Source organism: Ruegeria sp. YKSF070 (genome assembly GCF_059612725.1).
The window spans coordinates 43,332-65,616 of sequence record NZ_JBXWRD010000026.1; the positions used below are offsets into that span (position 1 = coordinate 43,332).

At 62.2% G+C, this 22,285-nt stretch carries 23 protein-coding genes and 1 pseudogene; 14 read left to right on the top strand and 10 right to left on the bottom strand.

Going from position 1 to position 22,285, the window contains the following annotated elements:
- Positions 1 to 47: 47 nt before the first annotated feature.
- Positions 48 to 2,087 (bottom strand): ABC transporter substrate-binding protein, encoded by a 2,040-nt coding sequence (locus AC2FL1_RS13835; RefSeq protein WP_496877330.1) that lies wholly within the window; start codon positions 2,085 to 2,087, stop codon positions 48 to 50.
- Positions 2,084 to 2,959 (bottom strand): DeoR/GlpR family DNA-binding transcription regulator, encoded by an 876-nt coding sequence (locus AC2FL1_RS13840; RefSeq protein WP_496829423.1) that lies wholly within the window; start codon positions 2,957 to 2,959, stop codon positions 2,084 to 2,086. The genes AC2FL1_RS13835 and AC2FL1_RS13840 overlap by 4 nt, the downstream gene beginning before the upstream one ends.
- 237 nt (positions 2,960 to 3,196) lie before the next feature.
- Between AC2FL1_RS13840 and AC2FL1_RS13845 the strand changes: the two genes are divergently transcribed.
- The gene (locus AC2FL1_RS13845) at positions 3,197 to 4,564 is read left to right on the top strand and encodes an FAD-dependent oxidoreductase (RefSeq protein ID WP_496829425.1); all 1,368 of its coding nucleotides are present in this window, start codon (positions 3,197 to 3,199) and stop codon (positions 4,562 to 4,564) included.
- Positions 4,565 to 4,615: 51 nt separating this feature from the next.
- Here the strand turns inward: AC2FL1_RS13845 and AC2FL1_RS13850 are convergent, their stop codons facing one another.
- A complete protein-coding gene (locus AC2FL1_RS13850) occupies positions 4,616 to 6,214 on the bottom strand; it encodes a phosphoenolpyruvate carboxykinase (RefSeq protein ID WP_234167344.1) in 1,599 nt (532 codons plus the stop codon).
- A 338-nt stretch (positions 6,215 to 6,552) separates the two neighbouring features.
- Here AC2FL1_RS13850 and AC2FL1_RS13855 point away from each other — a divergent pair, with 338 nt between their 5' ends.
- The 7 genes and pseudogenes from AC2FL1_RS13855 to AC2FL1_RS13885 all read left to right on the top strand — a co-directional run bounded on the left by AC2FL1_RS13855 (position 6,553) and on the right by AC2FL1_RS13885 (position 11,953).
- Complete coding sequence (locus AC2FL1_RS13855; RefSeq protein ID WP_234221903.1) at positions 6,553 to 7,257, top strand: response regulator transcription factor; 705 nt, start codon at positions 6,553 to 6,555, stop codon at positions 7,255 to 7,257.
- Between the two features lie 33 nt (positions 7,258 to 7,290).
- Positions 7,291 to 8,999: pseudogene (locus AC2FL1_RS13860) on the top strand (sensor N-terminal transmembrane domain-containing protein).
- Between the two features lie 49 nt (positions 9,000 to 9,048).
- Positions 9,049 to 9,474 carry an HPr kinase/phosphorylase gene (locus tag AC2FL1_RS13865; RefSeq protein ID WP_496829432.1) on the top strand — a complete coding sequence of 142 codons (426 nt, stop codon included), beginning with the start codon at positions 9,049 to 9,051 and terminating at the stop codon, positions 9,472 to 9,474.
- Positions 9,471 to 10,352 (top strand): RNase adapter RapZ, encoded by an 882-nt coding sequence (gene rapZ, locus AC2FL1_RS13870; RefSeq protein ID WP_496829434.1) that lies wholly within the window; start codon positions 9,471 to 9,473, stop codon positions 10,350 to 10,352. The genes AC2FL1_RS13865 and rapZ overlap by 4 nt, the downstream gene beginning before the upstream one ends.
- Positions 10,349 to 10,741 carry a PTS sugar transporter subunit IIA gene (locus AC2FL1_RS13875; protein ID WP_234140772.1) on the top strand — a complete coding sequence of 131 codons (393 nt, stop codon included), beginning with the start codon at positions 10,349 to 10,351 and terminating at the stop codon, positions 10,739 to 10,741. Before rapZ ends, AC2FL1_RS13875 begins: the two co-directional genes overlap by 4 nt.
- Before the next feature lie 16 nt (positions 10,742 to 10,757).
- The gene (locus tag AC2FL1_RS13880) at positions 10,758 to 11,027 is read left to right on the top strand and encodes an HPr family phosphocarrier protein (protein WP_011046465.1); all 270 of its coding nucleotides are present in this window, start codon (positions 10,758 to 10,760) and stop codon (positions 11,025 to 11,027) included.
- A 38-nt stretch (positions 11,028 to 11,065) separates the two neighbouring features.
- Positions 11,066 to 11,953, top strand: coding sequence for a lysophospholipid acyltransferase family protein (locus AC2FL1_RS13885; RefSeq protein WP_496829436.1), 888 nt, complete (start codon positions 11,066 to 11,068; stop codon positions 11,951 to 11,953).
- Between the two features lie 92 nt (positions 11,954 to 12,045).
- On the opposite strand, the gene AC2FL1_RS13890 is transcribed toward AC2FL1_RS13885, so the two are convergent.
- Positions 12,046 to 12,921: a 3-hydroxybutyryl-CoA dehydrogenase gene (locus AC2FL1_RS13890; RefSeq protein WP_234140777.1), complete on the bottom strand. Its 876-nt coding sequence runs from the start codon at positions 12,919 to 12,921 to the stop codon at positions 12,046 to 12,048.
- Between the two features lie 168 nt (positions 12,922 to 13,089).
- On the opposite strand from AC2FL1_RS13890, the gene AC2FL1_RS13895 reads away from it, so the two are divergent.
- Entirely contained in the window at positions 13,090 to 13,920 is an 831-nt protein-coding gene (locus tag AC2FL1_RS13895; protein WP_496877331.1) for a DUF6473 family protein, read from the top strand.
- A 59-nt stretch (positions 13,921 to 13,979) separates the two neighbouring features.
- On the opposite strand, the gene AC2FL1_RS13900 is transcribed toward AC2FL1_RS13895, so the two are convergent.
- Together AC2FL1_RS13900 and AC2FL1_RS13905 are read right to left on the bottom strand one after the other, a co-directional pair.
- Entirely contained in the window at positions 13,980 to 14,909 is a 930-nt protein-coding gene (locus tag AC2FL1_RS13900) for an electron transfer flavoprotein subunit alpha/FixB family protein (RefSeq protein ID WP_496829442.1), read from the bottom strand.
- Positions 14,909 to 15,667, bottom strand: coding sequence for an electron transfer flavoprotein subunit beta/FixA family protein (locus AC2FL1_RS13905; RefSeq protein ID WP_234140783.1), 759 nt, complete (start codon positions 15,665 to 15,667; stop codon positions 14,909 to 14,911). Before AC2FL1_RS13905 ends, AC2FL1_RS13900 begins: the two co-directional genes overlap by 1 nt.
- A 198-nt stretch (positions 15,668 to 15,865) precedes the next feature.
- On the opposite strand from AC2FL1_RS13905, the gene AC2FL1_RS13910 reads away from it, so the two are divergent.
- Positions 15,866 to 15,991, top strand: coding sequence for a hypothetical protein (locus AC2FL1_RS13910; RefSeq protein ID WP_496829444.1), 126 nt, complete (start codon positions 15,866 to 15,868; stop codon positions 15,989 to 15,991).
- A 79-nt stretch (positions 15,992 to 16,070) separates the two neighbouring features.
- Positions 16,071 to 16,232: a VOC family protein gene (locus tag AC2FL1_RS13915; protein WP_496829446.1), complete on the top strand. Its 162-nt coding sequence runs from the start codon at positions 16,071 to 16,073 to the stop codon at positions 16,230 to 16,232.
- A 167-nt stretch (positions 16,233 to 16,399) separates the two neighbouring features.
- Here the strand turns inward: AC2FL1_RS13915 and AC2FL1_RS13920 are convergent, their stop codons facing one another.
- From AC2FL1_RS13920 to AC2FL1_RS13935, 4 genes are all read right to left on the bottom strand, one after another.
- Entirely contained in the window at positions 16,400 to 16,972 is a 573-nt protein-coding gene (locus tag AC2FL1_RS13920) for a cob(I)yrinic acid a,c-diamide adenosyltransferase (RefSeq protein WP_234167338.1), read from the bottom strand.
- 3 nt (positions 16,973 to 16,975) lie between these two features.
- Complete coding sequence (locus AC2FL1_RS13925) at positions 16,976 to 17,176, bottom strand: twin transmembrane helix small protein (RefSeq protein ID WP_234140789.1); 201 nt, start codon at positions 17,174 to 17,176, stop codon at positions 16,976 to 16,978.
- 78 nt (positions 17,177 to 17,254) lie between these two features.
- On the bottom strand, positions 17,255 to 18,082 hold the full coding sequence (locus AC2FL1_RS13930; protein ID WP_496877332.1) for an SDR family NAD(P)-dependent oxidoreductase: 828 nt from the start codon (positions 18,080 to 18,082) through the stop codon (positions 17,255 to 17,257).
- Between the two features lie 75 nt (positions 18,083 to 18,157).
- Complete coding sequence (locus AC2FL1_RS13935) at positions 18,158 to 18,805, bottom strand: SH3 domain-containing protein (RefSeq protein ID WP_496877333.1); 648 nt, start codon at positions 18,803 to 18,805, stop codon at positions 18,158 to 18,160.
- A 214-nt stretch (positions 18,806 to 19,019) separates the two neighbouring features.
- On the opposite strand from AC2FL1_RS13935, the gene AC2FL1_RS13940 reads away from it, so the two are divergent.
- The 3 genes from AC2FL1_RS13940 to AC2FL1_RS13950 form a co-directional block, all read left to right on the top strand.
- Complete coding sequence (locus AC2FL1_RS13940) at positions 19,020 to 21,368, top strand: DNA topoisomerase IV subunit A (RefSeq protein ID WP_496877334.1); 2,349 nt, start codon at positions 19,020 to 19,022, stop codon at positions 21,366 to 21,368.
- Between the two features lie 100 nt (positions 21,369 to 21,468).
- Positions 21,469 to 22,068, top strand: coding sequence for a hypothetical protein (locus tag AC2FL1_RS13945; RefSeq protein WP_496877335.1), 600 nt, complete (start codon positions 21,469 to 21,471; stop codon positions 22,066 to 22,068).
- A gap of 107 nt (positions 22,069 to 22,175) precedes the next feature.
- On the top strand, positions 22,176 to 22,285 hold a 110-nt coding region (locus AC2FL1_RS13950; protein WP_170611170.1), incomplete at its 3' end, for a GTP-binding protein.

Consider the following 22,285-nt stretch of genomic DNA (forward strand, 5'->3'; position numbering starts at 1 on the left):
AAGGGAAGGAGAAACGGGCAGCCGCGCCGCCCGTTTCCGGGATGTCCTTATTCGCTCAGCCACCACTGGGCGGGGCGATAGGGATAGGTCCGGTAGAACTCGTAGGACTGCGTCTTGAACTCGGGGAAGTTCTTGAGCTTGTTCGAGTGATAGACCGGCGCCGGGGCGTTGATGGTACCGATGAACAGAAGCTCGCCGGTCATGATCTCGACCATCTTCTGCGCGGCGGCAATCGAGGTTTCGGTGCCCGGAGCGCTCGACTGGTAGGTGTCCAGCGCGCCTTTCAGTTCGGCGACCCAAGCGGGCGGTTCCACCCCGGCAGAGCCGTTCGAGCTGATCCACTCGGCCCAGAGCATGCCGGTGCGTACGTCGAAATAGCCGTCAAAGGGCGGCACCCAGATCTCGCCATCGCCCAGGATCGAACCGGCGGGCTGGCCCTTGCCCCACATCATCACGTCCAGCGTGTTGGCCGATTGCGACGAGCGGTATTCGTCCGAGGTGACCTCTTTGATGGTGGTGGTGACACCCACATCGGTCCAGTTCTGGGCGATCAGTTCCACCAACTGCGAGGAGCTGGCTTGGGTCGAGAACTGCCAGTCCAGGACGAACGGATCGCCATTGGGCAGATCGCGGTCACCGTCTCCGTCCTTGTCGACAACGCCGATCTCGTCCAGCAGGGCGCGGGCGCGGTCGGGGTCGAACGCGATTTCGTGGTTCGACCATTTCTCGTCGATGAAATCGGGACGCGGCGAGAAGCCGATATACTGGTTGGGCGTGCCCAGGCCAAATGCCACGACTTCGTTCAGCTGATCGCGGTCGATGGCCACCGACATGGCGGTACGGAACCGCACATCGTTGAAGATCGCGCGCTTGCCCATGTCTTCGGAGGTGACGTTGAAGGTCAGCGTCGCGCTGGCGATGCCCGGTTTCACGTCGACGGTGTAGTTGCCCTTTTCCTGGCCTTCCAGCAGCACCGGCGCCTGGGTCAGGTTGACCGCCTGCGACTTGTAATCCACCTCGCCGTTCAACAGTTTCAGCGTGCGTACTTCCTCATCACCCACATAGGTCTCGTCCATCTCCGAGATATAGGGCAGCTGGTTGCCGGCGGTGTCCACCTGGAAGAAATAGGGGTTGGCGACATAGTGCCGGCCCTCGGTGGTTTCCTTCACCAGTATATGGCTTTCCAGCGTCGGCATGGTGTCCTTGGGCAGCCCGGCCAGCTTGTCGCCCGCGGTCAGCATGGGCGAGGGCGTGTCCATCCAGTCCGAGTTGCCGTAATAGGCCTTGATCAGCTCATAGCCGTTTTCATAGCCCAGAGCTTGCGCATTTGCATCCGCGTTGGAATCCAGCGCCGGATGGAACTGGTCAAAGAAATGCTTGGGCTGGAACGGCTGCACATAGGTGAACGAGAATGTCTCGATCAGGCCCGGCTTGGGCGCTTCCAGCGTGAACCGGACGGTGGTGTCGTCGACGGCTTCGACCTTCATAGGCTTGCCACCGGCCAGGGCGTAATCCTTGGGCTCGGCCATGACATTGGTGTCCATCATCAGGTTGTCATACCAGAACACCACGTCGGCGGCGGTAAAGGGCGCGCCATCCGACCATTTGTGACCCGCGCGCAGATGCACCGTCAGCTGGGTGAAATCCTCGTTCCATTCCCAGGACTTGGCGACATTCGGCACCACGGTTTGCAGGTCGTCGGAATAGCGGAACAGGTTCACGTGACGCACCGAAAGGAAATCCGAGGTGCCGGATTCGGTGGCGTTCGACAGGGCGTCGAACTGGCCGCCATACTGGCCGATCCCGTCATAGGGGGCGACGACCAGCGGTTCGGACGGTAGACGCTCGGCCAGGGGCGGCAGGGCCGGGTTGCCCTTGATGCGGGCGTTCAGATCACCAATCGCCGGGTTTTCGGCAAAATCCATGGTGCAGCCGGCAGCAGACTGGAACTCGGCCAGGTCGTATTGCTGCGGAAAGGTGCCCGAGGCGACCCCCATCGGGTCGGCAACGGTCACGGCGGGACAGGCGGCAAGCGCGGCGCCGGGCAGGGCCAGGGCGGCGACGCCGGAGAGAAGTATGCGTTTCATGAGACCTCCGTCGGAATGGTTAGCGTTTTGTGGTTTGTGTTTGAGTGCCCCTTGTCCCGGGGCGGCGGTGTCCGGGTCGTGATACGGCCCGATTTTGTTGCGAGGTGCGTAGCCACCCCGCAACGGTCGAGAGCGTCTTGCAGCGCATCCGGCGGTGCGGCGTCGGTCACCAGGTCGGTAACGGCCTCTATCGGTGCGGCGATACAGGGGGCAAGGGCGGTGAACTTGCGGAAATCGGCGGCCACGATCACACGGCTGGCATTGCCCAATAGCGCGCGGGTCAGATCGGCCTCGCGCGGATTGGCGGCAAGCACGCCCAGTTCCGGCGATAGCGCATCGGCGCCGATCACCAAAGCGTCAAAGGCGAATTGGCGGGCAAACTCCTCGGTGGCGCGGCCAAAACACCCCCGTTCCGAGCGCGACACCTCGCCCCCGGCAAGAAACACGCGGCTACCATTGTGTTCTGCCAGCGACGCGACGGTCGAGATCGAATTGGTGACCACGGTCAGGTCGCGCCGTTCGCGCAGTTGTTCGGCGACATATGTGGTTGTCGAGCCGACATTGATGAACAGTGTCATACCGTCTCGGATCAGCTCGAGTACACCCTTGGCGATGCGGGTCTTTTCCTTGGGCTGTTGCTCCAGCGCCCCGGAATACATCGGTGCGTCCTGCGAGCCACGTAGGTAGGTGCCGCCATGCACCCGTTCGACCTTGCTCTGCTTGGCCAGGGTTTTGACCAGGCGGCGGACCGTCTCTTCTGAGACGTCCATCACCTGCGCGATCTGGGCGTTGCGCGCGGACCCGCCAAGGCGGGCGAGAACGTCGAGAAGTTCGTGGCCCCGATGGGGGAGTTTGGGGTCTGCATCGGACATGGGGAATGAAACACACAAATGCCGTCATTAATCCACAAAAAACAAACACGTGTAACAGGCGTATGACTTACGGGTGTTATTTCTGTTAACCCTGAAAGTTTTTTTCAGGCAGTTCGCCCGGCCGGGTACAGAAAACGTCGCAAATGGAAGAGAATCGGTCGCGCGGGCGACGAGAACCTGTCTCAGTTGGGCGAAAGCTGCGGCGAGCTTTCAACAGATTCTCGACAAGGGGCACATATGGCCAGACGCATCTCCGAACCGGCGCGCGAAATCGACATCGTACATGAAACCGATGTGCTGGTGGTGGGCTCGGGGCCGGGTGGCCTGCCCGCGGCCCTGGCTGCGGCGCGGGCTGGCGCCGAGGTCACGCTGGTTGAACGGTTCGGCTGTTTCGGAGGCAACCTGACCGTGGTCGGGGTCGAGGGGATGCACTGGTATCGCCACGAACAGACCATCGAATCGAATGGCATCGCCCGCGAGTTCGAGGAGAAGGCCAAGGAAATGGGTGCCGCCGTACCAGAAAGCCAGTCGCTGAGCCACGAGATCGACAGCGAGGGGTTCAAGCTGGTCGCCGACCGGATGGTGCTGGACGAGCCCAATATCCGCCCCATGCTGCACCGCTTCTTTGTGGCCCCCCTGATGGAGGGCGATACCATCATCGGCATCGTTACCGAGTCGAAGTCGGGGCGCGAGGCGATCCTGGCCAAGCGAGTGATTGATGCCACGGGCGATGCCGATGTAGTGGCCCGCGCCGGAGCGCCCGTTCACAAGACGCCTGCGGAACAGATGATGGCTGCCTCTGTCATGTTTCATCTGGCCGGAGTGGACAAGCAGCGGTTCATGGATGGGATCAAGGCCGATCCGCAGACCTACAAGGACTGGGGCGGCGGCGAGTGGAATATCGAGACTTCTGGGAAAGAGGATGACATGTTCTCTCCATTCCTCAAGAAGCCGTTCCAGCAGGCGATCCGGGACGGGTTGATCCCGCCACATCTGAACACGATCTCGGGCACATGGGGGGCGGTGCATGACACCGGCGAACTTACCTACATGAACCTCATCCATCTAGATGGCTGCGACGGTACAGATCCCGACAGCCTGACCACCTACGAGATCGAGGGCCGCCGCCAGACCATGCTGGCCATCGAGGCGCTGCGCCGCTATACGCCCGGATGCGAGAATATTCGCCTGCGCAATTTCGGCATGTCGATCGGTATCCGCGATACCCGCAAGGTCGACTGTCTCTACAACATGACCGAGACGGATGTGCGCGAACAGGGTCGGTTCGAGGATTCTATCGGCATCTTCCCCGAGTTCATTGACGGCTACGGCATCCTGATCCTGCCCACCACCGGACGCTATTTCCAGATGCCCTATCGCAACCTGCTGCCCCGCAAGGTGAAAAACCTGCTGGTCGCGGGCCGCATCACCGGCGGCGACCGGATCAGCCACGCCGCCACCCGCAACATGGCCTGCTGCGCGGTGACCGGGCAGGGCGCGGGGATTGCGGCGGCGCTATCGGTGAAATCGAACCGCCCGCTGGACGAAATCGACCCGCTGCTGATCCAGAAGGAACTGGAGCGTCAGGGCGGGCGGCACCACTGAACGAAAAAGGCCCCGCCGGGTGGCGGGGCCCTTGATCTGGTTTCGAACCGATCAGCCGATGGCGACGGCCTTCACGTCCTCGTCGATATAGGGGACATACTGTTCGAAATTGTCGGCGAACATCTGCACCAGCTTGGCCGCCTGCTTGTCAAAGGCGCCCTGATCGTCCCAGGTGCGGCGCGGGTCCAGCAGAACCTCGGCTACGCCCGGCACCGATACCGGCACGTCAAAGCCGAAATTGGCGTCCTTGCGGAATTCGGCATTGTTGAGCGAGCCGTTGAGCGCGGCGGTCAGCAGGGCGCGGGTGGCCTTGATCGGCATCCGGCTGCCAACACCATAGGCGCCGCCGGTCCAGCCGGTGTTGACCAGCCAGCAGGTCGCGCCGTGACGGGCGATCTTGTCACGCAGCAGATTGCCATAGACCTCGGGGCGGCGCGGCATGAAGGGCGCGCCAAAGCAGGTCGAGAACGTCGGCTGCGGCTCGGTCACGCCCCGCTCGGTTCCGGCAACCTTCGAGGTGAAGCCCGACAGGAAGTGATACATCGCCTGCGCCGGGGTCAGCCGCGCGATCGGCGGCAGCACGCCAAAGGCGTCGCAGGTCAGCATGATGATGTTCTTGGGATGCCCGCCCAGGGCCGAGGCCGAGGCGTTCGAGATGTATTCCAGCGGATAGGCGCAACGCATGTTGGCCGTCAGGCTGTCATCGTCGAAATCCAGTTCCTTGGTCTCTTCATCGAACACCATGTTCTCGATGACGGTGCCAAACTTGGTGGTGGTGGCGTAGATTTCCGGCTCGGCCTCGGGGTTGAGGTTGATGGTCTTGGCATAGCAGCCACCTTCGAAGTTGAAGGTGCCGCGATCCGACCAACCGTGCTCGTCATCGCCGATCAGCACGCGCGCCGGATCGGCCGACAGCGTGGTCTTGCCGGTGCCGCTGAGGCCAAAGAACACCGCGGTGTCGACCGGGTTGCCGACCGCATGGTTGGCCGAGCAGTGCATCGGCATCACGCCTTTTTCCGGCAGCATGTAGTTCAGCAGCGTGAACACCGATTTCTTGTTCTCGCCCGCATATTCGGTGCCGCCGATCAGGATCAGCTTGCGGTCGAAATTCATCGCGATCACGGTCTCGCTGCGGCAGCCATGCTTGGCCGGATCGGCCTGGAAGCTGGGGCAGTTGATGACGGTGAAATCGGCCACGAACTCGTTCAGATCCTCGCGCGCCGGACGGCGCAGCAGATGGCGGATGAACAGGTTGTGCCAGGCCAGTTCGGTGACCATGCGCACGTTGATCGAATAGGCCGGGTCGGCGCCGCCGACCAGATCCTGAACGAAATAGTCCTTGCCCTTCATATGGGCCAGCATGTCGTCATAAAGCGCGTCGAACCCTTCGGGGGTCATCTCGGCATTGTTTTCCCACCAGATGCTGTCGGCAACGCTGGCGGTCTTGACCACGTGCTTGTCCTTGGGCGAGCGACCGGTGAACTTGCCGGTGGTGACAAGGAAGGCGCCGCCATTGCCCAGCGTTCCCTCACCCCGCTTCAGCGCCGCTTCGATCAGCGCCGGTTCCATGAAGTTGTAATAGACATTGCCCAGACCCTCGATGCCCTGATCTTCGAGGCGGAATTGCGGGTTAACCCGTCCAGATGTCATGCGTTTTTCTCCGTGTGTCGGCGCGCGAACCGCGTGGGCCTGCTTACGCCCTTGGGGCTTGGACCCGGCAAATCGGCCGGTGAGCGGGGTCTTAACATGACGCTTTGGGACATGAACAGGACGCTTTGGCGCAGTTAGCGCAACCAAGGCTTAGTTTAGCGCAACCATGAAATTCGCGCCATTTTTCGGGGCGATAATTCAGATCGCGTTAGGATTTTTTTGCACCAATTGTGGACAGCGAACCGGCGATTCGCAGTTTCAGATTGATTCGCAAAGCTAAAAGAGCGATGAATGAGGAAAAAATAAGGCAGAAGCGAGCAGTATAGGGGCACTCAATAATGTCAAAGATTGCTTTGGTTGATGATGACAGGAACATCCTGACATCCGTTTCGATGACTCTCGAGGCCGAGGGATTCGAAGTCGAAACCTATAACGATGGTCAAGCCGCCCTTGACGCGTTCAACAAGAAATTGCCGGACATGGCCGTGCTCGATATCAAGATGCCGCGCATGGACGGGATGGATTTGTTGCAGCGGTTGCGCCAGAAAACCCAGATGCCGGTGATCTTCTTGACCTCGAAGGATGACGAGATCGACGAGGTTCTGGGCTTGCGCATGGGCGCAGACGACTACGTCAAGAAACCGTTCTCGCAGCGCCTGCTGGTAGAGCGGATTCGCGCGCTGTTGCGGCGGCAGGAAGCGGTCGCGGGAGATGCCGCAGGCACCACCACAAGCGAGACCAAGGTGATGGAAAGGGGCCATCTGCGGATGGACCCGCTGCGTCATGCGGTCAGTTGGAAAGGGGTGGATGTGTCGCTGACCGTCACCGAGTTCCTGCTGCTGCAGGCGCTGGCCCAGCGTCCCGGCTTCGTCAAGAGCCGCGACCAGTTGATGGACGTGGCCTATGACGATCAGGTCTATGTGGACGACCGGACCATCGACAGCCATATCAAACGCCTGCGCAAGAAGATGCGCAGCGCCGACCCGGATTTTGCAGCGATTGAGACGCTGTACGGGATCGGTTACAGATATAACGAAGAATAACCGCCCGGGATCGGGCGCCTCGAGGGGGAGCGCGTGCGCGACACCGGCACCTCAGAAAGCGATCGCAGCGGTGACGTTGTGCTGGGCGACGACTGGGTCGCCCCGCAAAGCACCGTGTCCAGAGAGTTGCGGGTCAAGCGGGCCCGGCGCAGCTTGTTTTCGCTGCGTGGCTCGCCGCTGACACGCAAGATCATCACCTTCAACCTGATCGCACTGATCATTCTGGTTGCTGGAATTCTCTATCTCAATGATGCGCGTGACGGGCTGGTGGTGCAGCGCGCCGGTGCGCTGGTCGGCGAGACGCAGCTCGTCGCCGATGTGTTCGAGGCGCAGATAACCGGAAGCGCCCCGGTGAACCTGGCTACCGGGGACGGGTGGATGTGGCCGCGACGCTCGAGGGTCTTAGCCTGCGCCGCGGCGCCGAGGTCTTCGTGTTCGACGCGGCGCGCAACATGGTCGGGCAAGGCAAGGGTGTCGACGTCAATCCCGGCCTGCAAGCCTTGTTCGAAGACAAGGCCGGCAGCACCATTATAACCGACGCGCTCAGCGGTTTGTGGCGGGGGGTGTCCTCGGTCTTTGCCGGTGCACCCAACAGCACGGCGCCGTCGCTCGAGACGCAGATTGCACTGCTCCTGCCCGGCGCACTTGAGGGAGAGACCCGTGTCGAAACGGTTCTGAACACCGCAGGCGGAACCGTGATCGCGGCGGCGACACCGATCTTGCAGGCTGGAACACCCATCGGGGCCGTCGCGATGGCGAGCCCGGCGGGTGAGATCGACGCGCTGGCCCGTCGCGACCGAGAGCGGGTGCTGCAGATGTTCGTGGTCGCGCTGCTGGTCTCGGTGGGGTTGAGCCTTGTTCTCGCCTCGACGATTGCAAACCCGCTGGCCGATCTGGCCGAGGCCGCCGAACTGGGGCGCGACCGCAACTCTCGGCGGATGAACCCCGGTCGCATTCGCATCCCCGATCTGTCGGCACGCCCCGACGAGATCGGCAGGCTCAGCCGGGCGCTGCGCGGCATGGTCTCGGCGCTGTATAACCGGATCGAGGGCAATGAACAGTTCGCCGCCGACGTGGCGCACGAGATCAAGAACCCGCTTGCCAGCCTGCAATCGGCGGTGGGAACCCTGCGCATGATCCGGCGCGAGGATCAACGCGACAAGCTGTTGTCGGTCATCGAACACGACGTGCGCCGGCTGGACCGGCTGGTCAGCGACATCTCGAATGCCTCGCGGCTGGACGCTGAACTGGTCAAGGAAGAGGAACAATCTTTCAACCTTCTGAACATGCTCGACAATCTCAACCAGTATCTGGGCGAGGACGCGCGTTCCAAAGGCATCGACTATATCACCGACATGCCGCCCGACCCGATCATGATCCAGGGGCTCGAGGCGCGGCTGGCGCAGGTTTTCGTCAACCTGATCACCAATGCGATTTCCTTTTGCGAGGACGGGGACGCGATCCGCGTCTGGGCGCGACACCGCGCCAATCGCGTGCTGATCGTGGTCGAGGATACCGGCCCGGGCATCCCGGACGAGGCGCTGTCGAAGATATTCAAACGGTTCTATTCACAGCGCCCCGAAGAGCATTTCGGCAACAATTCCGGCCTTGGGCTTGCGATCTCGAAACAGATTGTCGAGGCGCATGGCGGCGTGATCTGGGCCGAGAACATCCGCCCGACCGAGGCGGATGTCACCTCGGATCCGCTCGGTGCCCGCTTTGTCGTGGGTTTGCCGATCTGAGCCCGTGGAACCCGCTGCCCTCCTAGGCCTGAAGGATCGTGAGCAGGCTGTGATCCATGCCAGCTGTGTCGCGGTCGCCGGGTGTGGGCTGCTGATCACGGGCGCTTCGGGTGCGGGAAAATCAGCGCTGGCGCTTGAGATGATGGCGCTGGGCGCGTGCCTTGTTTCGGATGACCGGGTCTCGCTCGGCGCCACACGACAAGGGATACTGGCCGATGCGCCCGATACCATACGGGGCTTGATCGAGGCGCGCGGACTTGGCCTTTTGCGGGCCGAGACGGTCGGCCCGGTCCGACTTACCCATGTGCTGGATCTGGACCGGCCTGAACCGCAGAGATTGCCCGAATTTCGCGAAATATTCCTGTTGAGGCATTCGCTTCCCTTGCTTTTTCGACCGGATGTCCCCCATTTAGCAGCATCGTTGATCCAACTTCTCAAGGCGGGGCGAGCAGCCCCCGAAGCGCTATTTCCATGAGTGAGACATCTCAGGTCGTTTTTGTGACAGGGCCGTCCGGCGCGGGGCGTTCCACGGCGATCAACGTGCTAGAGGATCTCGGCTTTGAGGCGATCGATAACCTGCCCATGGGCCTATTGATGCGCCTGCTCGACGGGCCGGCATTGCGTCGTCCGCTGGCGCTGGGACTCGACGCGCGCAACCGGGATTTCTCTACCGAGGGATTTCTCGATCTTTCCAAGAGGTTAAGCGGCCTTGACGGTTTTCAGGTGACCACCCTCTATCTGGATTGCAGCGCCGACGTCCTGCTGCGCCGGTTCTCGGAAACGCGGCGCCGCCATCCGATGTCCCCGGGTTCCAGCCCTTTGGCAGGGGTCGAGCGTGAGCTGGAACTGTTGCGGCCCATTCGTGAGGCGGCCGATACGCTGATCGACACGACAGCCCTGAATGTCCACCAGCTGCGCAGAGAGGTCGAACGGTGGTTCGCCCCGTCGGACGGCAGCATGCTGGCCATCTCGATCGAAAGTTTTTCGTTCAAGCGGGGTCTGCCGCGGGGCTTGGACATGGTGTTCGACTGCCGGTTTCTGGCCAACCCCTATTGGCAACCGACGTTGCGAGCGTCGAATGGACGCGACCCGGCCGTGGCCTCTTTCGTACATGCCGATCCTCAGTATCTGCCGTTTTTCGAACGGGTCACCGAGTTGCTGCGATCCCTGCTGCCCGCCTTTCGGCACGAAGGAAAGACGCATCTGAGCGTCGGATTCGGGTGTACCGGGGGGCAACACAGGTCGGTTGCACTGGCCGAGGCAGTGGCAAAGGCCCTTGCGGATGCGGGCGAGCAGGTGTCAATTAGGCATCGCGAAATGGAACGGCGCAAGCCGGATGTGAGGCCGGATTGATCGGAATAGTGATCGTTGCACATGGGGGGTTGGCCCGGGAATATCTGGCTGCCGTCGAACATGTGGTCGGGCATCAGCCAGGCCTGATCGCGATCGCGATCGAGGCAGATCATGACCGGGACGAGAAGCAGCAGGAAATTCTTGCAGCCGCAAATGCTGTCGATGCCGGGGATGGCGTCGTGGTCGTGACTGATCTTTTTGGCGGCTCGCCCTCCAATCTCAGCTTGCGCGCTTGCGCGCCCGCCGATCGGCGTATTCTATATGGCGCCAACCTGCCGATGCTGATCAAACTTGCAAAAAGCCGGCACTTGCCGGTGGGGGACGCAGTACGGGCGGCGATGGAGGCAGGGCGCAAGTATATCAACACACAGAACGTGACACTGGATTGAGCCTGGACGGAACTGAATGGCGCAACGTACATTGAAGATCATCAACGAAAAGGGCCTGCATGCCCGGGCATCGGCCAAGCTGGTCGAGGTGGTCGAAGGCTTCGACGCGACCGCCGAAGTGTCGCGCGACGGTCTGTCCGCCTCGGGGGACAGTATCATGGGGCTTTTGATGTTGGCAGCCGCGCGCGGAACCACTATTGACGTCGAGACCTCAGGCCCGGACGCGGATGCCCTGGCGGATGCGCTCGAGGCACTGGTGAACGACAAGTTCGGCGAGGGTTTCTGACCCAGTCGTGCGCGACCTGAAGAACGGAACAAGACCAAGTGGTGGAAACCGCGCAGAACAGCAAGTCAGGATCGGTGGTGCAACCGTCCACCCCGCCGGGCGAGGTCTATGACCGCCGCACCCTGACCTATGCCAATTCCTTTGATGACCGCTGGACCTCGACCTGGATTCGGACGATCGAGTGGATGACGGGCAAGCTGACCATCCTGCGCATGGTCAACCGGTTCGAAAAGACCAACGAACAATATCGCGGCCAAAAGTTCTGGGGCGGCGCGCTCAAGACGATGGGCATCGATCTGCTGACGCCTGCCGAACAGATCGCCCGCATTCCCAGGGAGGGACCGGTCGTGGTGGTCGCAAACCATCCGCACGGGATGGTCGATGGCATGATCCTGGCCGAACTGATCGGCCGGGTCCGGCAGGATTACCGCATCCTCACCCGCTCGGTCCTGACCGGGCTCGACGAGGCGGCAACCAGCTTCATGATCCCGGTGCCGTTCCCCCATGACCCCGAGGCCCAGCGCAAGATGGTCGAGATGCGGGCCAATGCGATGGCACATCTCAAGGCCGGAGGCGTGGTGGCCCTGTTCCCCTCTGGCGTGGTGATGTCCTCGGACAGCTGGTGGGGGCCGCCGGTCGAGCGGGAATGGAACGTGTTCACCGCCCAGATGATCCGCCGATCCGGCGCGCGCGTGGTGCCGATCTATTTCCCAGGTCGCAACTCGCGCGCCTATCAGATTGCCTGTCAGGTCTCGCCGATCCTGCGGCAGGGTCTCCTGTTGCATGAAATCGTCCGCTCCTGCAAGAAACCGCAGGCGCCGGTGATTGGCGCGCCAATCCCGGATCAGGACATGGAGATGCTGGGCCGTGACCCGCGCGGTTTCATGGCCTGGCTGCGCCAGCACACGCTATCGCTCAAGGGATAGCACGCGGCCCTTCTTTCACTTTGTTTCAAATACTCCGGGGGAGTCGCCCGAAACGGGCGGCGGGTGCAGCGCCCCCTTGACTCTTTCCCGCTTCAGCGTGTGGGAACCGGTATCTCGCCGCGATAGTCGTAGAACCCGCGCTGGGTCTTGCGGCCCAGCCACCCGGCCTCGACATATTTGGTCAGCAAGGGGCAGGGGCGATACTTGGTGTCGGCCAGCCCGTCATGCAGCACATTCATGATCGCCAGGCAGGTGTCCAGCCCGATGAAATCGGCCAGTTCCAGAGGCCCCATCGGGTGATTGGCGCCCAGTTTCATCGACTCGTCGATGGAGCGGACATTGCCCACCCCTTCGTAAAGGGTATAGACTGCCTCATTGATCATCGGCATCAGGATGCGGTTCACGATGAAGGCGGGGAAATCCTCGGCGCTTGCAGCGGTCTTGCCCAGTTTGTCGACCACCGCCTTGCAGGCGGCAAAGGTCTCCTCGTCGGTGGCGATACCCCGGATCAGTTCCACCAGCTGCATCACCGGCACCGGGTTCATGAAATGAAACCCCATGAAACGCTCGGGCCGGTCGGTGCGGCTGGCCAGGCGGGTGATCGAAATCGACGAGGTGTTCGAGGTCAGGATCGTGTGCGGCAACAGGTGCGGCTGCAAATCCTCAAAGATCGCCTGTTTCACCGCCTCGCGTTCGGTCGCGGCTTCGATCACCAGGTCGGTCTGTCCCAGATCGCCCAGCGTCAGCGTGGTCGAGATGCGCGCCATCGCCGCTTCCATATCGGCTTCGCTGATCTTGCCGCGCCCGGCCTGCCGGGCCAGGTTGCCACGCACGGTAGAGAGCGCGGCGTCCAGTGCCTGCTGGCTGATATCGGTGAGCAGCACGTCATACCCCGCCAGCGCCATCACATGAGCGATCCCGTTGCCCATCTGACCTGCGCCGATCACTCCGACCTTCTGAATATCCATTACCGTATCTGCCCTTCATGTGAGGTTGTCGCGACCTTATCGGCAGGGCGGGGGGCGCGGCAAGAGGGGCTGACCGGGACAATTCGCTTCAAATCCGCGCATTAGGCGAATCGCAACGGTTGCGGCGGCAAAGTGACCATTGGGTGAAAATCGAAAATGGTGGGAGCCATGAGTTATGAATTGCCGGGCGCGAGGGCGTCCGATGCCGCAACCTGTCGTTATGGCGTGTCGAAACTGCGCTTTCGCGGTCCCGAGCGGGACCTGAACGCACCCTATGTGGCCTGTATCGGCAGCACCGAAACATTCGGACGTTTCGTGTCCGATCCCTATCCCGCGCTTCTGGAACGGCGGCTGGGAGAAACCTGTGTCAATCTCGGCAGCATCAACAGCGGACTCGACGCGATCCTGTTAGACCCGGAGCTGGCGCGTCTGGCCCGGGCGGCCGAGTTCTGCATACTGCAGGTGCCCGGCGCGCAGAATCTGTCAAACCGCCTCTACCGGGTGCATCCTCGTCGCAACGACCGGTTTCTCGAAGCCTCGCCCATGTTGACTGCGCTGTATGACGAGGTGGATTTTACCGAATTCCACTTCAACAAGCACATGCTGGGGCGTCTTAACGAGATCTCGGAGGAGCGGTTCGGGGTTGTCCGTGCCGAACTTCAGCAAGCGTGGCAAGCGCGGATGCGCAGCGCCATAGATGCGTTGGGGGACGGCGTGGTCCTGCTCTGGCTGCGCTATCTCCACCAGCGGCCTGACGATCCCGCCGAGGCTCTGGGCCCTGAGCCGCTGATGGTCTCGCCCGATATGGTTGCTGCCCTGGCGCCACGGGTCCGCTCGACGGTCGAGGTGCCAGTACAGATGGCGGGGCAGTCCGATGAATTGGACGACATGATCTTTGGCATGCTTCAGGAACCGGCGGCAGAGCATACCATCGGGCCGGTCATGCACCGGGTCATAGCCGATCGCATCTATCGCGCGCTTCAGGAAATCGATACGTAAAAGGCCCGCCAACGGGCGGGCCTTGCGAGATTTTTCGTCGAAAAATCTTGTCCCCGGCCTCAGCCGAGCTTTTCGGTCAGTTCCGGCACGGCCTGGAACAGGTCAGCGACGAGGCCGAAATCAGCAACCTGGAAGATCGGCGCTTCTTCGTCCTTGTTGATGGCGACGATGATCTTGGAGTCCTTCATGCCGGCCAGGTGCTGGATCGCGCCCGAGATGCCAACCGCGACGTAAAGCTGCGGCGCGACGACCTTGCCGGTCTGGCCCACCTGCCAGTCGTTCGGCGCATAGCCCGAGTCGACCGCCGCGCGGGATGCGCCAACCGCCGCACCCAGCTTGTCGGCCAGGGCTTCGATCAGTTTGAAGTCCGCTTCCGAGCCCACGCCACGGCCGCCCGACACCACGATACCTGCCGAGGTCAGCTCGGGACGGTCAGAGGCAGCAACCTTGTCCTCGACCCATTCACTGAGGCCCGGATTGTCGCCGACCGAGATGGTCTCGACCGGGGCCGCGCCACCTTCGCCAGCGGCGTCAAAGGTCGAGGTGCGGAAGGTGATGACCTTCTTGGCGTCCTTCGACTTGACGGTCTGCACGGCGTTACCCGCATAGATCGGGCGCTCGAAGGTCGAGCCGTCGACCACACCGGACACATCCGACAGCACCATCACATCCAGCAGCGCGGCCACGCGCGGCATCACGTTCTTGGCGTCGGTGGTGGCGGGGGCGACGATGTGCTCGTAAGCATCGGCGAGGCTCACGATCAGCGCGGCGGTCGCTTCGGCCAGGCGATGACCCAGCGAGGCATCTTCGGCGACCAGCACCTTGGACACGCCGTCGATCTTGGCGGCTGCTTCGCCGGCGGCGGCAGCGGATGCACCAGCGGCCAGAACGGTCACGTCACCCAGGGCCTTGGCGGCGCTCACCGCCTTGGCGGTTGCGTCCAGCGCCAGTTCGCCACCGGTCACTTCGGCAAGGAGAAGAACAGCCATTACACAGCCCCCGCTTCTTTGAGTTTCGCAACCAGCTCGTCGACCGAACCCACCACGATGCCTGCGGCCCGTGCCGGCGGTTCTTCGGTCTTGACGATTTCCAGGCGCGGGCTGACATCGACGCCGTAATCTGCGGCGGTTTTCTCATCCAGCGGCTTCTTCTTCGCCTTCATGATGTTGGGCAGCGACGCATAGCGCGGCTCGTTCAGGCGCAGGTCCACGGTGATGATGGCGGGCATCTTGACCTTGATGGTCTGCAGACCGCCATCCACCTCGCGGGTGACCAGCGCGTGATCGCCCTCGACATTCAGTTCCGAGGCAAAGGTGCCTTGGCTCCAGCCCAAGAGCGCCGACAGCATCTGGCCAGTGGCGTTCATGTCGTTGTCGATGGCCTGCTTGCCGGCCAGCACGAGGCCCGGCTGCTCTTCCTCGACGACCTTTGCGAGGATCTTGGCAACCGCCAGCGGCTCGATATCGGTGTGTACGTCATCAGCGGCAACCACCAGGATGGCGCGGTCGGCGCCCATCGCCAGCGCGGTGCGCAGGGTTTCCTGCGCCTGCTTGACGCCGATCGAGACCACGACGATCTCGTCAGCCTTGCCGGCTTCCTTCAGGCGGATGGCCTCTTCGACGGCAATCTCGTCAAAGGGGTTCATCGACATCTTCACATTGGCGAGATCGACACCCGATCCGTCCGCTTTCACACGAACCTTCACGTTGTAGTCGATCACGCGCTTGACGGGTACAAGGACCTTCATCTTTGCGTTTTCTCCTTCAAAAACGGCAAGCCGCCATGCGACTCCCAATGCTCTCGCCGCGTTTGATAGCGGCTTGGCGCGCGCCGGGACAGGGCAAAATCGTCACGTCATGTGCAATCGACGTCGCGTTTTCGCCAATTCTCGCACCGCGAAGGAAATTTTGTTACCCTGCCTGCAGGAAGGTGCCGGGAGGGAGGGATGGAACGCGTCGACGGGTTCGGAGGCTTCTTTTTCAGGGCAAAAGACCCCAAAGCGCTGGCAGAGTGGTACCAGCAGCAACAGGGGATCGACCCGGCGCCAGGGGATTATTCCAGACGCTTCTGACTGCAGAGCGAAGGTGCGACAATTTTTGCACCCTTTGCCCAAGACACCGCGTATTTCCGGGGGGCCCGGAAAAGGGTTCATGCTGAATTTCCGGGTGCGCGATCTGGAGGCGATGATCGCGCGGTTGTGCGCGGCAGGTATCGAGGTACAGCCGGACCCGGGTTCGCCCTATCCCAATGGCAGCTTTGCCAGGCTGACCGACCCGGAAGGCAACCCGATAGAGCTGTGGGAACCGGCCTGAACCGGGCGGGGCCAAAAAATTTCAAATTTTTTTGGGAAAATTCTTTCTCAAGAATTTTCTCGCCATCTAGAGGAGCGCGAACAGGATTCGAAGCTTTGGATCGGCTCAGCGGTTCGCGCTTCCCGTCGCCGGGCCGTCCGCTGGACGCCCCGCCGCTTCGCCATCGCTCAGCGGTTCGCTCCGGGAACCCACAAGACATCGTCCTTGCCGCCATTATTGGCGGTGCGCGCGGCGACGAAGAACCAGTCGCTGAGCCGGTTCAGATAGGTGATGGCCTGCGGGTTCACCGTTTCTGCCTCACTCAGTTCCACCGCCAGCCGCTCGGCGCGCCGGGCCACGGTGCGGCAGACATGCAGATGTGCCGCCAATGCCGATCCGCCGGGCAGGATGAAGCTGCGCAGCGGGTCGAGACCGGCGTTCATCGCGTCGATCTCATGTTCCAGCCGGGTCACCTGCGCCGCGGCCATGCGCAGCGGCGGGTATTCCGCCTCGGCATCCTTCTCCATCTCGGGGCGGCACAGATCGGCGCCGAGGTCGAACAGGTCGTTCTGAATGCGCGACAGGGCCGCGTCCATGTCTCCATCCGCCTTCAGCCGGGCCACACCGACAAAGGCATTCAACTCGTCGGTCGTGCCATAGGTCGCCACGCGGTCGGAATACTTGGCGACCCGCGTGCCATTGCCCAGGGCGGTTTGCCCCTTGTCGCCGGTGCGGGTGTAGATCTTGTTCAGGACCACCATGGCTCAGCTTCCTTGTCCGCGCAGATAGACATAGAGCAGGATCAGCACCACCGCGATGAATTGAAACAAGAGGCGCAGCCGCATCATCTTGTTGCCGTATTTGGCGTTGAAGGTCCCGCCCTTGGCGAAACCACCAAGCCCGATCATCAGCACGATGACGACGGCGCCCATCGCCATCAACATCACGATCATCAACAGATCCATGCAGAGCCTCGCTTTCCCAATCCCTGTGTCGCGCCTGATCTAGCGGTCTGGTCGTAAAAAGCGAACCGGTTTTTGCTATCAGATGCTGCCGAGTATGCGGTCGCTCAGGCGAGTGGGCAGGATTCGGCGCAGGATTCCGGCGATATAGGTGGGGGTGGTGACATAGTATCGCGGGGCCGGTCGCCGCGCTTCGACCGCGCGGATCAGCTTGGCGGTCACCGCAGCGGGCGGCAGTTCGAAACGGTCTGGTCCGCGATCCTCGTAGAGCCGTTTCAGCAGGCTGCCCTCATATTTGGCGCGCAGAGCCGAGCCTTGCCAGTCGATATGGCGCTCGAAATGCGGGATCGCCTTTTCGCGCAGTTTCGAAGTGATCGGACCCGGCTCGATCAGCACGATGTGAATACCGGTGCCCTTCAGTTCCAGGCGCAGCGTGTCGCTCAACCCTTCCAACGCATATTTCGTCGCCACATAGGCGCCGCGCCAGGGAAAGGCGACCAGTCCAAGAACGGACGAGCATTGCACGATCCGGCCATGGCCCTGGGCGCGCATCACCGGGATCACCCGCCGCGTCAGTTCGTGCCAGCCAAAGAAATTGGTCTCGAAAATGGCCCGCAGCGCTTCGGTCGGTACATCCTCGACCGCGCCGGGCATGCCGAAGGCGCCATTGTTGAAAAGCGCGTCAAGTGTACCGCCGGTGGCTTCCAGCACCTCGGCCAATCCCGAGGCGATCGAGGCCGCGTCGTCATAGTCGATACGGGGGCTGTCAAAGCCCATCGCGCGCAGCCGGTCGCAATCGCGCTGTTGCCGGCAGGACGCGAAGACGTGCCAGCCCCGCGCCCGCATGCCCTGGGCGGCGGCAAGTCCGATGCCCGACGAACAGCCGGTGATGAGGATTGTCTTTGCCATGAGAAATTCCAGAACCGTCCCGATTGCTGCCTATTGCTAGGGCGGCGGGTGGGGCTGGGCAATGGGCCGGTGGCCTCAGTTGGGCTTTTTGCTGACCAGCGATGCGGCGATCCAGCCGATCTGTTGCTCGGGCAGCACGCGCAGGCGCAGCCAGCCGGTACCCGAATCGTCCAGAACCTCAACCTTATGACCGACGGTTAATCGGCTGATGACCGGATAGATCGTGCCCGGCCCATCGCGCATGTTGACCCTTGATCCGGTGATCTCGCGCAGATCGGGCGCAGAGCGGTCATAAGGCTGCGTTTCGGTGGTGGAGCTTGCTGGGGCGGTTTCGGGCTCGGGTTCGCCGGGCTCGACCTCGAGCGCTCTCAATCCGCCTGAGAGCGAAGCAAGTGTCAACGTCCCCGTCTCGGTGTCATCGTCGAACAGGGTCAGCCCCTTGCTCAGGCTGGCGCGGGCGCGGGCCAGCCGTTCCATTTGCTCTTCCGAGGTCAGTATCGCCTTTTCGACCGGCGCCAGTTCGGGCGTGTAGGGCGTCAGCGACACCTTGGCCACCAGCTTTGCGGGTTCGACCTGAACCAGGGGTTCGGCCTTTTCCACCGTCTTGGCCGCGACCCGCTCGGGCTTGGCCGGGCGCATGCCGCGCGGCTCGAAATCGGCGCCGCCACTCAATTCCCAGAAGGCAAAGCCCAGAACGGCGAAAGAGATGATGACAAAGCGCATGCGCGCCTCCCGTGAACGCAGGAAATGAAAATCGACTGATTGAAACGGGCCGCAGACTGACCGCTCAAATCTTAGCATATCCCGTAAATGGAGTCCAAAAATGGGGTAAAGACGGATTGTTTTCCCCGGTATTGTCGATGTCCGGCAAGTTGTCCCCAGCAAAATCGCCGCCTGTCGCTTTACCAGAAACAGCAGAGCGCGTATCACATCATCTATGAGCGATACGATCGACGACCCCAACATGAAGCAAGACGGCGGTGGGCAGCAGGTGTCCGAACCGCTGCGCCGCGCCATTGGCGAGCGGTATCTGACCTATGCGCTAAGCACGATCATGCACCGGGCGCTGCCCGATGCACGCGACGGGCTGAAACCGGTGCACCGCCGGATTCTTTACGCCATGCGCGAACTGCGACTCAGTTCCGGGGGCGGGTTCCGCAAGTCGGCCAAGATCTCGGGCGACGTGATGGGCAACTATCACCCGCATGGGGATGCCGCGATCTATGACGCGATGGCGCGTCTGGCGCAGGATTTCAACGTTCGTTACCCGCTGGTCGACGGTCAGGGGAATTTCGGCAATATCGACGGCGACAACCCGGCCGCCAGCCGATACACCGAAGCGCGGATGACCATCGTCGCCGAGGCGTTGCTGGATGGTCTGAACGAGGACGCCGTCGATTTCCGCGACAACTATGACGGCACGCTCACCGAACCGGTGGTGCTGCCCGCGCAGTTCCCGAACCTGCTGGCCAATGGCAGCAGCGGCATCGCGGTGGGCATGGCCACCAACATCCCGCCCCATAACATCGCCGAGCTGTGCGACGCCTGCCTGCATCTGATCAAGACGCCCGATGCGCGCGACGACACTCTGTTGAACTATGTGCCCGGTCCCGATTTCCCCACCGGCGGCATCATCGTCGAACCGGCCGAGAGCATCGCCCAGGCCTATCGCACCGGGCGCGGTTCCTTCCGGTTGCGCTGCAAATACGAGGTCGAGGATCTGGGCCGTGGCCAGTGGCAGATCGTGGTCACCGAAATCCCTTATCAGGTCCAGAAATCGAAGCTGATCGAGAAACTGGCCGAGGTCATCCAGACCAAGAAGGTGCCGATCCTCGCCGATGTGCGCGATGAGAGCGCCGACGATATCCGGGTGGTGCTGGAGCCGCGCACCAAGAACGTCGACCCTGAGGTGCTGATGGGCATGCTCTATCGCAACTCGGATCTCGAGGTGCGGTTCAGCCTGAACATGAACGTGCTGATCGACGGGGTCACGCCCAAGGTCTGCTCGATGAAGGAGGTGCTGCGCGCCTTCCTCGACCACCGGCAAGAGGTGCTCTTGCGCCGCTCGCGTCACCGGCTGGGCAAGATTGACCACCGGCTCGAGGTGCTCGAAGGTTTCATCATCGCCTTCCTCAATCTCGATCGGGTGATCGACATCATCCGTTACGATGAGGATCCCAAGGCCGCGCTGATGCGCGAGGAATGGGGCATCGACCACCCCCGTGCGCTGAACGAGGCGGATTATGTCTCGCCCGCTCCGGGCGAGGGCGAGCTAAGCGAGGTGCAGGCCGAAGCGATCCTCAACATGCGCCTGCGCAGCTTGCGCCGGCTCGAGGAGATGGAGCTGATCCGCGAGCGCGACGCCCTGATGGAGGAGCGTGCCGCACTTGAGGATCTGCTGGCCGACCCCGCCCTGCAATGGGCGCGCATATCCGATCAGCTCAAAGAGACCAAGAAGACCTTTGGCAAGGACTATCCCGGCGGCGCCCGCCGCACCCGCTTTGCCGAGGCGGGCGAGGTAGAAGAGGTGCCGCTGGAGGCGATGATCGAGCGCGAGCCGATCACTGTGGTCTGCTCGCAGATGGGCTGGATCCGCGCCATGACCGGCCATATCGACCTAACCCGCGAGCTGAAGTTCAAGGATGGCGACGGGCCGCGCTTCATCTTCCACGCGGAAACCACCGACAAGCTGCTGATCTTTGCCTCGAACGGGCGGTTTTACACCATCGGCGCCGCCAACCTTCCCGGTGGGCGCGGCATGGGTGAACCGCTGCGCCTGATGGTCGATCTGCCCAACGAGGCCGAGATCGTCGATATCCTGATCCACCAACCGGACCGCAAGCTGCTGGTCGCCTCGACCGCGGGCAACGGTTTTGTCGTGCCCGAAACCGAGGTGGTGGCCCAGACCCGCACCGGCAAGCAGGTGCTGAACGTGCGCGATGACGAACGCGCGCTGATCTGTGTGCCGGTCGCCGGTGATCACGTGGCGGTGGTGTCGCAGAACGGCAAGTTCCTGGTCTTCCCGCTGGAAGAGATGCCCGAAATGGGCAGGGGCAAGGGCGTGCGCCTGCAGAAGTACAACATGGCGCGCGGCAAGCAGGGGGCGCTGGAACTGGATGGCGGGCTGAGCGATGTGACGACATTTGCCTGGGCCGAGGGGTTGAAATGGTCGATGGGTGGCGACAAGACCCGCCACGAAACCGACCTGAGCCAATGGCTGGCCAAGCGCGCCAGCGTCGGCAAGCGCCCACCCTACGGCTTCCCGCGCAGCTACAAGTTCAAGTGACACTTCCGCCGCGCTTTGCCATTTCCTGCCGATGCGGCTTGGCACGGGCCGCATCGGTGCGCTACATCCGCCTCAACCCAACGTGTGCCGAGATGCGATCATGATCCGAGTTCTTACCTTGCTGACCGGGCTTGCCCTGCTGGCCGCCTGTACTGCTGCAACGCCCGACGAGCCGCTCGAGGATCTGGGCGCCTTCAAGTTGGGACACAATGTGGTGGTCGCGTCCAAGGCGCAAAAAGGCCCGATCTCGCGCGATGCCACCGCCGAGGAATGGGAAGCCGCGCTCAAGACGGCGGTTGGCGAACGATTCTCGCGTTATCAGGGGGACCAGTTCTATCACCTGGGCATCAGTGTCGAAGGTTACATGCTGGCGCCGCCGGGCGTGCCGGTGATCTACAGCCCGAAGTCGGCGCTGATCATCAATGTCACCGTCTGGGATGATGCGGGACAGACCAAGCTGAACCCCGAGGTGGAACAATTCACCGTGTTCGAGGCCACCACCGGGGAATCCTGGCTGATGGGGTCGGGCAACTCACGCACGAAGGAAGAACAGCTGATGGGGCTCTCGCGCAATGCAGTTGGCGAGATTGAGGACTGGCTTGTTCAGATGCAAAAGGAAAACGGGTGGTTCAACGCGCGGCCAGAGGCCGCGCCCACCTCTGACGCAGCATCCGGGCTACTCAAACCGCTCGATGGCTGACAATTGGTCAGGATTGGCTTGATTTTCTCTTGTGAACCAAATATCCCGCGCGCGCAGTAGGAAACCGGGACGAAGGGTCCCCCAAACCGCAAAAGGGCGCCTGAGGAATGGCAAAGGAAAAGTTTGAGCGTAATAAACCGCACGTCAACATTGGCACGATCGGCCACGTTGACCACGGCAAGACGACGCTGACCGCAGCGATCACCAAGTATTTCGG

What these genes read in the sequence shown, in the direction of transcription:
- AC2FL1_RS13895 (WP_496877331.1), top strand. Translation starts at nt 13,090, where the DNA reads ATGAGTTATGAATTGCCGGGCGCGAGGGCGTCCGATGCCGCAACCTGT.
- AC2FL1_RS13855 (WP_234221903.1), top strand. Translation starts at nt 6,553, where the DNA reads ATGTCAAAGATTGCTTTGGTTGATGATGACAGGAACATCCTGACATCC.
- AC2FL1_RS13910 (WP_496829444.1), top strand. Translation starts at nt 15,866, where the DNA reads ATGGAACGCGTCGACGGGTTCGGAGGCTTCTTTTTCAGGGCAAAAGAC.
- AC2FL1_RS13945 (WP_496877335.1), top strand. Translation starts at nt 21,469, where the DNA reads ATGATCCGAGTTCTTACCTTGCTGACCGGGCTTGCCCTGCTGGCCGCC.
- AC2FL1_RS13840 (WP_496829423.1), bottom strand. Translation starts at nt 2,959, where the DNA reads ATGTCCGATGCAGACCCCAAACTCCCCCATCGGGGCCACGAACTTCTC.
- AC2FL1_RS13920 (WP_234167338.1), bottom strand. Translation starts at nt 16,972, where the DNA reads ATGGTGGTCCTGAACAAGATCTACACCCGCACCGGCGACAAGGGGCAA.
- AC2FL1_RS13890 (WP_234140777.1), bottom strand. Translation starts at nt 12,921, where the DNA reads ATGGATATTCAGAAGGTCGGAGTGATCGGCGCAGGTCAGATGGGCAAC.
- AC2FL1_RS13940 (WP_496877334.1), top strand. Translation starts at nt 19,020, where the DNA reads ATGAGCGATACGATCGACGACCCCAACATGAAGCAAGACGGCGGTGGG.
- AC2FL1_RS13880 (WP_011046465.1), top strand. Translation starts at nt 10,758, where the DNA reads ATGGCGCAACGTACATTGAAGATCATCAACGAAAAGGGCCTGCATGCC.
- AC2FL1_RS13845 (WP_496829425.1), top strand. Translation starts at nt 3,197, where the DNA reads ATGGCCAGACGCATCTCCGAACCGGCGCGCGAAATCGACATCGTACAT.
- AC2FL1_RS13925 (WP_234140789.1), bottom strand. Translation starts at nt 17,176, where the DNA reads ATGGATCTGTTGATGATCGTGATGTTGATGGCGATGGGCGCCGTCGTC.
- AC2FL1_RS13850 (WP_234167344.1), bottom strand. Translation starts at nt 6,214, where the DNA reads ATGACATCTGGACGGGTTAACCCGCAATTCCGCCTCGAAGATCAGGGC.
- AC2FL1_RS13900 (WP_496829442.1), bottom strand. Translation starts at nt 14,909, where the DNA reads ATGGCTGTTCTTCTCCTTGCCGAAGTGACCGGTGGCGAACTGGCGCTG.
- AC2FL1_RS13915 (WP_496829446.1), top strand. Translation starts at nt 16,071, where the DNA reads ATGCTGAATTTCCGGGTGCGCGATCTGGAGGCGATGATCGCGCGGTTG.
- AC2FL1_RS13905 (WP_234140783.1), bottom strand. Translation starts at nt 15,667, where the DNA reads ATGAAGGTCCTTGTACCCGTCAAGCGCGTGATCGACTACAACGTGAAG.
- AC2FL1_RS13835 (WP_496877330.1), bottom strand. Translation starts at nt 2,087, where the DNA reads ATGAAACGCATACTTCTCTCCGGCGTCGCCGCCCTGGCCCTGCCCGGC.
- AC2FL1_RS13935 (WP_496877333.1), bottom strand. Translation starts at nt 18,805, where the DNA reads ATGCGCTTTGTCATCATCTCTTTCGCCGTTCTGGGCTTTGCCTTCTGG.
- rapZ (WP_496829434.1), top strand. Translation starts at nt 9,471, where the DNA reads ATGAGTGAGACATCTCAGGTCGTTTTTGTGACAGGGCCGTCCGGCGCG.
- AC2FL1_RS13930 (WP_496877332.1), bottom strand. Translation starts at nt 18,082, where the DNA reads ATGGCAAAGACAATCCTCATCACCGGCTGTTCGTCGGGCATCGGACTT.